Source organism: Nocardia sp. NPDC003345 (assembly GCF_053589395.1).
The window spans coordinates 1-13,823 of the sequence record NZ_JBSFRU010000160.1 but is presented as its reverse complement, the minus strand read 5'-3'; the positions used below and the strand labels follow the sequence as shown (position 1 = coordinate 13,823).

The window sequence follows — 13,823 nt, the reverse complement described above, 5'->3', positions numbered from 1 at the left end:
CATTCCGTTCGAGGCACTCGGGGCTGCCGCGGTGCTACCCGGCCAGATCCGGGTGGGCCCGGCCCGTGACCACCGGCATATCGACGAAAGTGAGGAGGCCGGGTGCGGCGGCGCAGACGGTGGGGATGGAATTGACGCAGTGGGCGGCGGTTACCACGATGCCGGGATTGCGGACCAGACCGGCGGAGACGCTGGCCGGATGCCAGCCGTGGATGACGACCGAGCAGTCGGGATCGCCTTTCACCTCGATCTCGAACCTTTCCCCACCGGTTCCGAATGTCCAAGCGGGCTCCAGGTTCTCCTCGCCCATCAGCCAGTTCACCGCGACCCGCACGACTTTGGTGTCGCCGACGAACGCTTCCCAGGCGAACCGCTGCGCGGCTACGGTGCCGGGTTCGATGACTCCGGCGGGGGAGTCGATCGGCGCGGTGGCGACCGCGACCTCGTGGCTGCCGCGGATCTCCGCGTCGGCGAAGCCGAGGGTGTCCAGGCACATGCGCACCGATTGTTCGAAACCCCGGGCGAGCAGACCCTGCATCGGTCCGGCCTTCGCTTTTTCCGGATCGGCGCCGAAACCCATGATGTAGCGGACGACATCGGGGGCGTCGTAGGTGCGGATATCGGAGAACTCTTCGCCGCGCACGAAGGTGACGGCCGAGGAGAGACCGCTGAAGAAGAGAGGTTGCTGTTCGGTGGCGCCGCCGGGGTCGATACCGGTGCCGTGCAGGGTGACCCCACCTTCGAGGGCGGCGGGTTCCATCGCGGCGCGCTCCTTCTCGGTGGGCCAGAACCAGCCGAGGGGAGTGACGACGTTCTTGCCGGAGCGCAGGATCGCCCGGACCTCGTCGGCGTCGGGCATCAGCGGGGAGTAGAGGACGCAGTCGGCGTCGAGGGCGAGGATTTCCTCGGTGCTGTTCGTGGCGGGGACGCCGAGGGGGTCGAGTCCGGCCAGTTCACCGGTGTCGCGGCCGGATTTCTCGGCGGAGTGCACCCAGCAGCCGACCAGTTCGAGGTCGGGGTGGCGGACGATATGTTCGATGGCGGCGCGGCCGACGCCGCCGGTGGCCCATTGGATCACGCGCAGAACCATTGTGAAATCACCTTTCGTCGCGGCGATCCGGCGGCCGGTGCCGTGGGGTACGTCGGCGTACCGGCCCAGGGTAGACACCTGTCCGGAAATCATTCAAGAGGGATCAGTGCGCGCCGCGGAGGGTGTCGTCGAGCCAGTCGAACATGCGCTGGTCGGTGAGGGCACGGGCCAGCGGCTGGCAGTGGTAGTTCGCGCCTTCGGTCGCGGTGAAGCGGGAGACCACGGTGGGGCCGCCGGACATCTCGGCCAGACGGCGGGACTGGCCGGGCCAGAACTGTTCGTCCTCGGGGTCGGTGATGAACAGGGGTGTGGTGATGTGGGCGGCATCGGTGGCGGTGAGGGTGTGTTCGTGGACGGCGGCGAGGGTGTCGTAGTAGCTGTCGCGGCGGTAGGGGCGGGCGCGGAAGTTCCAGGTGTGCGCGGCTTTCGGGGTGAGTTTCAAACCGATGCCCAGTTCGGTGTCGAACTGTGTGCGCTTGCCCTCGTGGAACAGTTTCATCAGCGATTTCGGGATATTCGCCGACCAGGACGCCGCGACATCGACCACCCCGGGGTCGGCGATGGCGGCGGCGAACCGGTGCTCGAAGGTGAGCGCGCGGGCGATCCAGTAGCCGCCCTGGCTGATGCCGTAGAGGGCGACGCGGTCGGGGTCGACGTCGGAGCGGGTCAGCAGATGGTCGAGGACGGGTGTCAGTACCGCTTCCCAGTCGGGGCGGAACGCGGTCTCCTGTTCGAAGAGCATCGACTGCTGACCCGGTCCGTCGAACATGACGACGTTGTAGCCGCGGGCCAGGGCGCCGGCGGCGCCGGAACTCCACAGGGCGCTCAGCGCGCCGTCACTGCCGTTGACCATGAGGAACGTGGGACGGGGCTCCGGATCCGTTCCGGGACCGAAGAAATAGCCCGGTAGTTCACCGCCTTCGTAGGGGAAGCCGACGCGTTCGACGCTATGTGCGGTGGTGTCGACGAAACGGTCCCAGCATGCCCGGTGCCTGCGGAAAGTGGGCAGCAGCCGGTCGTCGGGACCGAAGCCGCCGAGGGCGTTGACAGCGGCGGCGAAATAGGTGGCCGCCCGGAGATAGGCCCAGGAGGCACTGAACGTGTGGTCGATCCCGGCCGCGGTGTCGGCGAGGGCGCGGGCCCGTTCACCGGCCGCCTGCCAGCTGCGGAACCAGGCGTCGTGGTCGCCCGGTGCGACGGCGTCGATCGCCCACAGGACCTCACCCACATCGGCTGCTCCGGACGCCGTCGCGCCCAGCACACAGCGCACCACGAAATCGAAATCGAGATCGGGATAGAACCCCGCGCTGAAGGCCTGGTGCGGGTGGGCGGGGCGGAACGGGATCGCGGACATGAGGTCTCCATCGGATGGTGAAGCCGAGCGGTGGACCGGGATGCCGAGACGAGAATCAGCCGGCGGATACGGGCGTGGGCGTAAGGGGATTTCCGGGGCCGATCGATGCGCAATTCCCGGGCGGGGAGATACCGGCGAAACGGTCGGCGAGGAATCCGGCGGCCTGGGCTTCGAAGCGGGCGAAGGCGGCGCCGTGATCGCGGCCGTCGTAGCGCGTGTAGGTCACGGAAACTCCGCGACCGCAGTATTCGTGCGCGAGGCCCTCGACATCGCCGGTGACCATGAGCGTGTCGCCGACCGGATCGACCTGGCCCACCCCGAGCAGCAGCGGCACCGCGGGGGTCCCGGCGCTGCCCATGATGTTGTCGTCGACGGCGGCCGCCACCTCGGGGACATCGAGCAGCGAACCATAGGGCGCGCGCACCATATCGGCGTCGGTCAGGCCCGGATAGTCGGCGGCGAATTCGGCGATGCACAGCTCGTCCACGGCCTCGACCACCTGGGCGCCGCGTTCGGACAGGAAGCTCTCGAGCGGCAGGCCGTAGGCCCGGTGGTAGGCCACCACCAGCGCCGGGATTACCCCGGCCCACTGCGCGCTACCGCTGACGTAGGGCAGGTTGTGCGCGAGATCCACCGGCAGACCGCCCGCCGCGGCGCCCACCAACGCGAGCTCGGGCGCGTAGGCGGGTGCGACCTCGGCGGCCCACTGGGTGGGCACCGACCCGCCGGAGTATCCGACCATCGCCACCGGCGTCGATTCCGGCAGCCCCAGGATTTCCTCGGCGGCCCGGATCCCGTCCAGCGCCGCGTACCCGGCCTCCCGGCCGACCGTCCACTCCAGGTCCGGCCCCTCGTAATCGGGCACCACCACGGTGTATCCGGCAGCGAGGTACCCGGCGATCACCGCCTGTTCGACCAGCGCGATGCCACGGTCGTTCTGCCCGGTGAGGGTGTAGGACGGGTCGCATTGCGAGCCCAGGGCGTCGTAGGCCATGTGATACGACACGAGGCGCGGGGGTCCGGGAATCGGTGGCCGGAGCACCGTGGTGACCGTGCTGGTGGGAGCGTTGTGCTGGTCGGTGGTCCGGTACAGGACCTGGGTGCTGTTGATGGGTGTGGACAACCCGGGAGCGGCGAAAACCGCCGGACGGGAGCGCAGCACGGCGCCGGGCGGGGTGGACCCGAGCGGGCCGTCGTAACGGTAGAACGGGTCGGCCGCGGGTACCGGGGGCGCGGCCGGTTGCGCGTGCGCGGGTGTGTGGGCGATCGGACCGGCCGCGAACGGTCCCGCGGCCACCAGCACGGCGATCAGGAGCGCGCCGCGGCCGGTGCCGCGCGGGCGCGGCCCGGCCGCGGCCCCGGGACCCCCGGCTCCGGAGATGACGGAGCGCGCCCTGGTGGGCGGGGATGGGCAACCGGCGGTCCTCATGCGCAACTCCGTTCCGGTACGAGACCGCGCCGCCGCGAAAGAGCGGCGGCGCGTTCGAGCGTCGGTGTTGTGACAGTGCGATGGCTGGTGCGCGGATCACGCCCCGGTGGACGTCAGTGCATTCAATCCCAGGTATGTGCGCAGGTCAACGAGGCTGTCCGGACGGGTCGCCGGTCGATCGGAGGCTGTTACGCAGGATCGCCAGGCGCTGTTCCCGATGCCCGGGGCGCAGCCGGCCGTCGCGTTCCAGGGTCACCAGACCGTGCAGGGCGCTCCAGCAGGTTTCAGTGAATGTCTCGATATCGGCGTCCCCGGCCATGGGGCCGAAAACGGCGGCCAGTTCACCGAAGGCCGCCTTCAACGATTCCGGGGCGTCGGGGCCGAAGGCCAGATCGGTCGGCATGGCGAAGATGGCGTCGTAGAGTGCGGGCTGCTCGATGGCGAAATCGGCGTAGGCGCGAGTGACGGCATCGAGGGCCTCGGTGTCGGTGGCGGCGGCCTCCCGGGCGCGGCGCATGGTCGCGGCGAGTTCGCCGATACCGTCCTCGGCGACCGCGGTGACGATGGCGCGTTTACCCGCGAAATGGCTGTAGAGCACCGGCTGGCTGTACTCGATCCGGTCGGCCAGTTTGCGTACGGTGACCGCGTCCCAGCCCTCGGTCTCGGCCAGCTGCCGGGCCGTGTCGATGATGAGCCGATGCCGTTCGGCGCGTTCCCGTTCTCGTCTGTTCTGGATACCCACCGCTGAATTCTAGCATCGCTAGACAACGTAGCGATCGTATGTATAGTCTCGCTTCAAGAAATAGCACTGCTAGATTCTGGAGCGGGAGCCTGAACCGCCCGGGCCGGAATCTTGCGACCCGCACCTGAGGAGCATCCGATGACCGTGACCATTCAGATCGTGGCGGCCCTGGCCGTTCTCACCAATGCCGTCGTCTACGGCACCGATATCTCCGCCGCGCTGGTCGTGCGATCGGTCAACGCGCGACTGGACGACGCGGCAATGACGATCAGCGCGGGCTGGGGCCACTACTACGCCGATAAGCGGATGCCCCCGATAGGTATCACCGGACTGCTGAGTGCGTTGCTGGCGGCGGTGCTGGCGGGCTTCGCCGGGCTCGCGGTTCCGGCCGCCGCGGCGGGAATCGGGGTCCTCGCACTGGTGGTGTGGCTGGCGCTCTACGCGCGGATCGCCAAACCGGTCAACATCGCGCAGAAGGCCGCGGCGCGATCGGGGGTCATTCCTGCGAACGCGCGGGCTCTGCAGAACCGCTGGGACAGCATCATCCACGTGCGGGTGGGCCTGCAGCTGGTCGCGCTCGGGGCGCTGGCGGTCGCCTTGGCCACCGCCGGGCTGTGATCCGGACTCAGAGCACGATGACGTTCTTGCCCCGGGTATGGCCCGACTGCCCGGCGGCGAAGGCTTCGGCGACCTCTTCCAGGGAGAAGGTGCCGGTGACGGGCACCGTGAGATCGCCTTTCGCGGCGAGATCGGCGAGGCGCTGGGTGTGGGCCCCATCGGGGCGCACCCATACGACGTGCCCACCGTGCTCGGCCACCGAGCCGTCGGCGATGGAGGCATGGCGGCCGCCCGCGGCCAGCACCGCGAGCGTGGTTTCGAGCTGGCCACCCACGAAATCGGCGACCGCCGACACCCCGCCGGGGGCCAGTTCGCGGATCCGGTCCACGACGCCGTCCCCGTAGGCCACCGGTTCGGCGCCGAGATCGCGCAGGAAATCGTGGTTGCGCTCGGAGGCGGTGCCCAGGACGCGGGCGCCGCGGGCGCGGGCGATCTGCACGCCCAGACTGCCCACGCCGCCGGCCGCGGCGTGGATCAGTACGGTGTCGTCGCCGGTGACCTCGAGGAGGTCGAGGGTGCGCAACGCCGTACCACCGGCCAGCGGCAGCGCGCCGGCCTGTTCCCACGGTAGTTCCGCCGGTTTGCGGGCGACATGCGCCGCGGACACGGTGACCAGTTCCGCGAACGTCCCGGCATGCAGTACGTCCTTACGGGCGTAGGCCATGACTTCGTCGCCCACCGAGAATTCCGGGGTGTCCACACCGGTGGCCACCACGGTGCCGGCGACATCCCAGCCGGGAACGACGGGGAAGATCGCGTCGATCATCGGCTCCAGGGCGCCCGACATCAGCTTCCAGTCCACGGGGTTGACTCCGGCCGCACGCACCTCGATGAGCACGGTCCCCGGGAAAACCTTCGGTTCGGGCAGGTCACGGACCCGAACCTCATCGAGCTCGCTCGTGTACCGGTCGTAGGTCGCTGCGCGCATGTATCAGTCCTATCGGTTGCGGTCGTCGCTGAGTGCAACGACGCGCCGGAACCGATATTCCTGTCCGGGTTTCCCGGCCGGGTCCGCCGAGCCGGGCGACGTTGACCGGACTCGGGGACTTCCGCTCAGCCCGCCACGGCGGACCGGGGGCTGGTGCGGTCCAGGATGGACACGAGTTCGGCGTTGAAACGGTCGGTCGCCTCGAGATTGCCCAGATGTCCGGTGGGCCAGACCTGATAGTCGGGCCGGTGCCCGGCCTCGCGCATGGTTTCGGCGATCAGCTGCGACATCCGCTCGGGCAGCAGCCGGTCGTAGCGCCCGGCGATGATCGTGGTCGGCACCGTCAGGTTCGCCGCGGCCGTTCCGAGTTCCATATCGGCGAGCATCGCGGCATGCCGGCCGCGGGCCAGCGGACGGCAGGAGCGGACGATGCACAGCGCGAACTCGGCCTGCTCACTGGTGGCGCCGCGCGCCATGATGCGTTCCTTCAAGACCTCCCGGGCGGCCCAGCCGCCGGGCAGCGGTACCGGCGAGGTGAGGATGGACTCGGCGACGATCATCGGCATCCGTACCGGCGAGCCGAGCAGTGTCAGCGGCTGTTTGGCCAGGGTGAGTGGTTTGTTCAGCAGCGGCAGCAGATCGGTGTCGTAGCGGATATTGCCCGATGTGGTGTTGGCCAGCACCACCGCGCGGGCCCGGCGGGCGACCTGCGCGGGATGGCGGGCCGCCCACGCCTGCAGCGTGATGCCGCCCATGCTGTGGCCTACCAGCAGCGCGCGCTGCCCGGGGCGCAGGGCGGTGTCGAGGACGGCGGCCAGATCGTCGGCCAGGGTGGTGCCGCCGAGGCGGGCGCTGCCCAGGGTGCTCTCGCCGTGACCGCGCTGGTCGTAGCAGATCACCCGGTAGCGGTCGGCGAAGGCGTTGATCTGGGGATGCCAGTATTCGATACAGCAGCTCCAGCCGTGGATGAGCACGATCGGCTCGCCATCGGCGGGACCGTAGGAGTGGACTCGTAAACGGGCGCCGTCCGCGGTGGTGACGGGGATGACCTCGTGTCCGGTGGCCGGTGCGTTGTACGGCGCGCTACGGAATCGGCGGGTACGCAACATCGCCCGATACGGGGCGGTCAACGCGCCGTTGTGCGCTTGCGATAGCGCGGTAATCGATTTCACCAGCATCAGAACACTCCTTTGTGCCTGCTGACACCGTAACCCTGCAAGCAGGGTGCTTACAAGAGCAAGCGCCCTAACGGATTCCGCCGGATATGCGGCCCCAGTTGACCCGAATATCGACAAACCGTATGGCGTTGTTAACCCGGGATGCCCATTCGTAGGGGGTTCTATGCATTGAACAGTGAATCCGGAGCTAGCGCCTCCGTTGGTTGTGGCATCAACCGCGGCGACCCGGCTACCGTGAGGACTGTGAACGACTCGGACCTGACCGAACCGCGGGATCCGGTACCGGCCGGGGTCCCGGCCGCCGCGATGGGGGCGGGCGCTCCCGAGGCGTCCGCCGTTACGGAGCGAACCGGCAGGTGGCGGGCGTTGGCATTACCGCTCGCGGCGGCCGGAGCGGGGATCGCGGCGGTGACGGCCGTGCATCTGCGCGATCCGCATATCGAGGGTTCGTGGGGGGTGTGCCCGGTCTACGCGCTGCTCGGTGTGTACTGCCCCGGATGCGGGGGTATGCGGGCCGTACACAACCTGACCGACGGGAACATCATCGATTCCCTGCACAGCAACCTGCTGGCGCTGCCGGTGCTGGTGTTGTTCGCGCTGTGGGTCGGCGACGGCGTCGTCCGGGGTTGGCGCGGTGAGAATCCGCGGCTGCCCGGTATCGGCTCCACGACGATGTGGGTGCTGCTCGGCTCGCTCGCGATCTACACCGTTCTGCGCAACACACCCTGGGGCACCTGGCTGACGCCGGTCTGACGACGAGGCGGATATGGGCGATTCACTGAAGAACCGGGTACGCGACAAACTGCTCCGGCAGCTGGCCGAGGACGGGCAGCCGCCCGCCGCCGGTTCCGAGGACCCGCGGCTCATCTCGGTGGTCGCCGACCTGGACGCGCTGGAAAGTGTGGCCGAGGACGATCCGCTGGTCGAGGCACTCGCGGGCCGCTATCTCGTGTTCTAGCCGATACGCGTCCCGCTGCCGCCGACCGGTGGCAGCGGTGGCAGCGGTTCGGAGTACAACCAGGCCTGCCACAGCGGCTGCAGCGGCATCGCGCTGTAGTGGCCGACGAGATCGGTGAACTCCTCGGTGGACACCGAGGCGTGGCGGTGGCGGGCGGTCCAGTCCCGGATCAGGCGGAAGAACGCGGTATCGCCGAGTTCGAGCCGCAGCGCGTGCAGGGTGAGGGCGCCGCGCTTGTACACCCTGTCGTCGAACATCAGCGCCGGTCCGGGATCGCCGGCCACGATGTTCTGCGGTTCCCGGCGCAGCGTATGCCAGGCCGCCCGCGCCAGCTGGTCGGCACTCGCGCCGCCGGACGCTTCCGACCAGATCCACTCCGCGTAGCAGGCGAAACCCTCATGCAGCCAGATATCGCACCAGTGCTGGATGGTGAGACTGTTGCCGAACCACTGATGCGCGAGCTCATGGGCCACCAGGCGTTCGGCGCCGCGACGCCCGTCGCAGTGGTTGGCCCCGAAGATCGAGATGCCCTGTGCCTCGATCGGGATCTCCAGCTCGTCCTCGGTGACGACCACGGAATAGCTCTGGAACGGATACGGTCCGAAGAGATCACCGAAAACCGTCATCATCTGCGGTTGCCTGGCGAAATCGTGATCGAAGGCGGCGCGCAGGCCCGGTGGCGTCACCGCGTGGATCGGTACCGGGGCGTGCCGGTCGGTGAGCTGGTGGCGGCGGTAGCGGCCGATCTGCACGGTGGCGAGATAGCTGGCCATCGGTTCGGTCTGCTCGTAGATCCAGGTGGTCTGCCCGGCCTTGGTCTGCTTACCGACCAGGGCGCCGTTGGCGAGCGTGTAGTACGGGGTGTCGGTGGTGATCGAGATCCGGTAGCTGGCCTTGGAACTGGGATGGTCGTCGCAGGGGAACCAGGAAGCCGCCCCGTTGGGCTGGCTGGCCACCAGGGACCCTTCGGTCAGCTCCTCCCAGCCCACCTCGCCCCAGGGGCCGCGGACCGGTTTGGGAGCGCCCGCGTACTGCACCGAGAACTGCAGGATCCCGCCCGCGGGGATCTTCTCCCGTGGGGTGACGGTGAGTTTCCCGCGCTGATGCGAATATTTACCGGCCTTGTTGCCGTTGACCAGTACTTTCGTCACCGACAGCGCCTGTGAGAGGTCGAGGGAGTAGCGCGGGCGTTCCGCGGTGGTCACGGCGGTGATCACCGCGCGCCCGGCGAGCCGGTTGCTCGCGACCTTGTAGTTCAGGTCGAGCTCGTACCGCGATACCCGATAGCCCCGGTTCCCGTTCTGCGGTAGATAGTCGTCGATGGGGGCGTCGTAGAACCTGCTCCCCATCAGCGGTCGATCTCCTCGTCCGCCGGATCGCTGTCCGCCGGGTTCGGCCCGCCGGTCCACGGCATGATCGGATTACCCCACCACCGCGTGGACGGAGGGACGGTATCGCCGCGCATCACCAAGGAGGCCGGGCCGACCGTCGCGCCCGCGCCGATGGTCGCGGCGGGCAGGGCGACGCAATGCGGGCCCAGGGTGGCTCCGTCCTCCAGCACCACGGTGTCCATGGCCATGATCCGGTCGTGAAACAGGTGGGTCTGCACCACACAGCCGCGTTCCACGGTCGCCCCGTCACCGAGTGTCACCAGGTCTGCCTCCGGAAGCCAATAGGATTCGCACCATACCCCGCGGCCGATCTTCGCGCCGAGTGCGCGCAACCAGAGGTTCAGTACGGGCGTACCGGTCGCTGCGCGTGCGAACCACGGGGCCGCGACGGTCTCGACGAAAGCGTCCGAAACCTCGTTACGCCAGACGAAGGAACTCCACAGCGGATGCTCCTCGGCCCGGATCCGGCCGATCAGAACCCATTTCGCGGTAACCGCGCTCGCGCAGGCCACCGCGCCCGCCAGCATCAGCACCACGCCGGAGAGGAGCCCGGCGGCGAAGTAGCCCAGGCGATCGGCCAGTACGGCCAGGGTGAGCAGTACGCCCAGGCCGATGGCGAAGGTCACCAGCACGGCGGCCAGCCGGCAGGTCTCGAAGGCGCCTCGGAAGACGCGCAATCGCAGCGGCGGATCGAAGGTGCGGTCGTTATCGGCGGTGCCGGCGGCCCGGCGCAGCCGCACCGGCGGACTGCCCAGCCACGACGAACCGGCCTTGGCCTTGGACGGCGCCGCGGACAGCACGGCGACCAGCCCGTTCTTCGGAACCCGCCGGCCGGGCGCGGTCATACCGGAATTACCCAGGAAGGCGCGTTTACCGACCTTCGCCTCCCCGATGTGCAGCCAGCCGCCGCCGAGTTCGTAGCTGGCGATCATGGTGTCGTCGGCCAGGAAGGCGCCGTCGGCGACGGTGGTGAACTTGGGCAGCATCAGCACGGTGGACGCCTCGACCCGTTTGCCGATCTTCGCGCCCAGCAGCCGCAGCCAGACCGGGGTCAGCAGGGAGGCATAGAGCGGGAACAAGAAGGAGCGCGCCGAATCCAGCAGCCGTTCGGTGGCCCACACCTGCCAGCCCACCCGGCTGCGCACCGGGTGGTACCCCTCGGTGAGGCCGATCCCGAGCAGCCGGACCGCGACCACCGTCGCCACCGCGTACACGAGCAGACTGATCAGTGTCGCGACCGGCAGCCACAGGAAGGCCGGGAGCACGGCGGCGGAGAGGTCCGCGGCGTCGCGGGCGCCCCGGGCGATCACGGCCAGCCCGGCCGCGAGCCCGAACAGCGGCATGGCCGCCAGTGCCAGCGAACTCACCCCGAACGCCGCCACCCAGTGGATCGCGCGCTGCGGGGTCTCGGCGGGCCAGCGATGCCGGGCCTTACCGACCTTCACCGCCGGTGAACCCGCCCATTCCTGCCCGGCCTTCACCTTGCCGGACACCGCGGAACCGGCCGCGACCTCCGCGTCGCGGCCGATCTTCGTGCCGGGCAGCAGCACCGAGCGGGCGCCCACGACGGCGCCCCGGCCGACCTGGATCGAGCCGATGTGCACGGTATCGCCGTCGATCCAATAGCCGGAGAGATCCACCTCGGGCTCGACGCTGCACCCGTCGCGCAGGTCCAGCAGACCCGTCACCGGCGGCAGCGTATGCAGGTCCACGCCTTTGCCGACCTTCGCGCCCAGCGCCCGGGCGAACGGCACCATCCACGGTGCGCCGGAGAGGTTCTCCGCGCCGCTGGCCTCGGCCAGGCGAACAGCGGCCCACAACCGCACATGTACGGAACCGCCGCGCGGATAACTGCCCGGCCCGACCCCGGCCAGCAGCGCCCGCGCGCCCAGGACACAGATCCCCATCCGGCCCAGCGGGGTGATGAAGACCAGGAACAGCAGCGCGGTCCAGCCCCACGACAGGCGGGGAAGCCAGGGCAGTAGATCGAACGCGCCCGCGACTCCGGCGGCGACGGCCAGCCAGGTCAGCCATTGCAGGCCGGTCAGGGTGGTGAGCGCGACGGTGGCCAGAACCTGGATCGCCTGCGCGGCCGGCGGTGTCGGCCGGACCGTCCGGATTTCGGCGGTGGCGGCCGGACCCGTGTCGTCGAGGAGTTCGGCGAGGGCACCCAGCCGCGGGTGATCGTAGATATCGGCCACGGTGACCTGCGGGTAGCGGGCGCGCAGGGCGGTCACCAGCTGGGCCGCCGACAACGAGCCGCCACCGAGTTCGAAGAAATCGGCGTCGGCGCCGGTGATCTCGGCGCCCAGGACATCGGTCCAGATATCGGCCACCCAGGCCGGGGTGCCGGCGAGACCGTGATCACCGCCGGTATCGGCGCCGGGCAGCGGCCACGGCAGGGCATTGCGATCGACCTTGCCCGACGTACGGGTCGGCAGCTCCGGTATCACCACCAGGCGGGGGATCAGCGGCGCCGGCAGCCGGTCGGAGAGATGATTGCGGGCGGCGGCCAGGTCGTAGTCCTCGGCGACACCGGTCAGATAGCCGATCAGCAGCGGCGCGCCGGTGGCGGTGGTGCGCACGGCCGCGGCCGCGCCGCTCACCCCGGGCAGATGCTGCAGCGCGTTGTCGATCTCGCCGAGCTCGATCCGGCGCCCGCCGATCTTGACCTGATCGTCGGCGCGGCCGAGGAACACCAGCCCGGCGCGGTCGTTGCGGACCAGGTCGCCACTGCGGTACGCGCGGTCCCAGCCGAGTGTCGCCATCGGGGCGTACTTCTCGGCGTCCTTGGCCGGATCGAGGTAGCGGGCGAGCCCGGCGCCACCGATCACGAGCTCTCCGGAATCCCCCTCGCCGACCGGGTTTCCGTCCGCGTCGACCACGGCCAGATCCCAGCCGTCCAGCGGTAACCCGATCCGCACCGGACCGGTGCCGTCCAGCAGGGCGGCGCACGCCACCACGGTGGCCTCGGTGGGCCCGTAGGTATTCCAGATCTCGCGGTCGTCGTCGGCTAGCCGTTCGGCCAGCTCCGGCGGAACCGCCTCGCCGCCGAAGATCAACAGCCGCACCGACTCCAGTGCCTCCGCCGGCCAGGTCGCGGCCAGGGTCGGCACCGTCGACACCACGGTGATGCCCTGCCGGACCAGCCACGGTCCGAGATCGGCGCCGGTGCGGACCAGCGCACGCGGCGCCGGGACCAGGCAGGCGCCGTGCCGCCAGGCCAGCCACATCTCCTCACAGGAGGCGTCGAAGGCCACCGACAATCCGGCCAGTACGCGGTCGCCCGGGCCGATCGGCGCGTCACGCAGGAACAGCCGCGCCTCGGCATCGACGAAGGCGGCCGCGTTGCGGTGGGTCACCGCCACACCCTTCGGAGTGCCGGTGGAACCGGAGGTGAAGATGATCCAGGCATCGTCGGAGACGGTGGGTGCCTCCACCGATTGCCCATCGGTTGCCGGGGGCTCGGCGGGTGCGCCCTCGGCGTCCGGGGCCGGGGTGATTCCGGCGGCGGTCGCGACGGCGGTGACCGCCGCCTCGGAGAACACCAGGCGGGCCCGTTCCTCCGGGTCGTCGGCATCCACCGGGACATAGGCGGCCCCGGCGCGCAGCACCGCCAGAATGGTCAGATAGAGCTGCCAGGTGCCCGACGGCATCCGCACCCCGACCCGATCGCCGCGCCGGACGCCCGCGGCCGCGAGAGCACGGACCGTCGCGTCGATCTCGGCCAGCAGCTCGGTATAGGTGAGGGTCCGGTCGGAGGTTGCCAGCGCGGGGGCGTCGGGGTGGGCGGCGGCGGTCTCCGCCAGAATGTCGACCAGGGTGCGGGCGGGCGGCGCCGCGCCGGCACACCGGAGCACGTCCTCCGCTTGCAGCTGTGACTGCATCTGTCCGGCCCACCTTCCATCGCCCTGCCGACGGACTCGTTGTCTCATATCAGGGTTACCGCCCGGCAAACGACGGTTGACCGGGTAAACAGAGTAGTGGGTTTACCGAGCGGCAACCGCGTGCGGGGAGGGGGCTTGCCTGTTGGGGTGGGGGTGAGCTTGCTTGTCGAGGTGGGAGGTGACCTTGCTCGCGAAGGTGCTGTGTTTATTGGCGCGGCTTCGCCGCGCGGGGTTCGGCCCCTGAAGCG

11 protein-coding genes are annotated in these 13,823 nt (G+C 69.7%); 3 read left to right on the top strand and 8 right to left on the bottom strand.

What is annotated here, in order from left to right:
• Positions 1–34: 34 nt before the first annotated feature.
• The 4 genes from ACWDU1_RS18345 to ACWDU1_RS18330 all read right to left on the bottom strand — a co-directional run bounded on the left by ACWDU1_RS18345 (position 35) and on the right by ACWDU1_RS18330 (position 4,615).
• A complete protein-coding gene (locus ACWDU1_RS18345) occupies positions 35–1,090 on the bottom strand; it encodes an NAD(P)H-dependent amine dehydrogenase family protein (protein ID WP_449999912.1) in 1,056 nt (351 codons plus the stop codon).
• Positions 1,091–1,193: 103 nt separating this feature from the next.
• Positions 1,194–2,444 (bottom strand): alpha/beta hydrolase family protein, encoded by a 1,251-nt coding sequence (locus tag ACWDU1_RS18340; protein ID WP_449999910.1) that lies wholly within the window; start codon positions 2,442–2,444, stop codon positions 1,194–1,196.
• 55 nt (positions 2,445–2,499) lie between these two features.
• Positions 2,500–3,873 (bottom strand): lipase family protein, encoded by a 1,374-nt coding sequence (locus ACWDU1_RS18335; RefSeq protein ID WP_449999908.1) that lies wholly within the window; start codon positions 3,871–3,873, stop codon positions 2,500–2,502.
• Positions 3,874–4,018: 145 nt separating this feature from the next.
• Positions 4,019–4,615, bottom strand: a complete 597-nt coding sequence (locus ACWDU1_RS18330; RefSeq protein WP_449999907.1) for a TetR/AcrR family transcriptional regulator — start codon at positions 4,613–4,615, stop codon at positions 4,019–4,021.
• A 138-nt stretch (positions 4,616–4,753) separates the two neighbouring features.
• Here ACWDU1_RS18330 and ACWDU1_RS18325 point away from each other — a divergent pair, with 138 nt between their 5' ends.
• The gene (locus tag ACWDU1_RS18325) at positions 4,754–5,233 is read left to right on the top strand and encodes a DUF1772 domain-containing protein (RefSeq protein WP_449999905.1); all 480 of its coding nucleotides are present in this window, start codon (positions 4,754–4,756) and stop codon (positions 5,231–5,233) included.
• A 7-nt stretch (positions 5,234–5,240) separates the two neighbouring features.
• Here the strand turns inward: ACWDU1_RS18325 and ACWDU1_RS18320 are convergent, their stop codons facing one another.
• Entirely contained in the window at positions 5,241–6,161 is a 921-nt protein-coding gene (locus tag ACWDU1_RS18320) for an NADP-dependent oxidoreductase (protein WP_449999903.1), read from the bottom strand.
• A 125-nt stretch (positions 6,162–6,286) separates the two neighbouring features.
• Positions 6,287–7,339, bottom strand: a complete 1,053-nt coding sequence (locus tag ACWDU1_RS18315; RefSeq protein WP_449999902.1) for an alpha/beta fold hydrolase — start codon at positions 7,337–7,339, stop codon at positions 6,287–6,289.
• A gap of 243 nt (positions 7,340–7,582) precedes the next feature.
• Between ACWDU1_RS18315 and ACWDU1_RS18310 the strand changes: the two genes are divergently transcribed.
• Both ACWDU1_RS18310 and ACWDU1_RS18305 read left to right on the top strand, forming a co-directional pair.
• A complete protein-coding gene (locus ACWDU1_RS18310) occupies positions 7,583–8,092 on the top strand; it encodes a DUF2752 domain-containing protein (protein WP_449999900.1) in 510 nt (169 codons plus the stop codon).
• A gap of 13 nt (positions 8,093–8,105) precedes the next feature.
• Entirely contained in the window at positions 8,106–8,297 is a 192-nt protein-coding gene (locus tag ACWDU1_RS18305; RefSeq protein WP_449999898.1) for a hypothetical protein, read from the top strand.
• Here the strand turns inward: ACWDU1_RS18305 and ACWDU1_RS18300 are convergent.
• Together ACWDU1_RS18300 and ACWDU1_RS18295 are read right to left on the bottom strand one after the other, a co-directional pair.
• Positions 8,294–9,646: a M1 family metallopeptidase gene (locus ACWDU1_RS18300; protein WP_449999896.1), complete on the bottom strand. Its 1,353-nt coding sequence runs from the start codon at positions 9,644–9,646 to the stop codon at positions 8,294–8,296. The genes ACWDU1_RS18305 and ACWDU1_RS18300 overlap by 4 nt on opposite strands.
• Positions 9,646–13,575, bottom strand: a complete 3,930-nt coding sequence (locus tag ACWDU1_RS18295; RefSeq protein ID WP_449999894.1) for a Pls/PosA family non-ribosomal peptide synthetase — start codon at positions 13,573–13,575, stop codon at positions 9,646–9,648. Before ACWDU1_RS18295 ends, ACWDU1_RS18300 begins: the two co-directional genes overlap by 1 nt.
• Between the last annotated feature and the right edge of the window lie 248 nt (positions 13,576–13,823).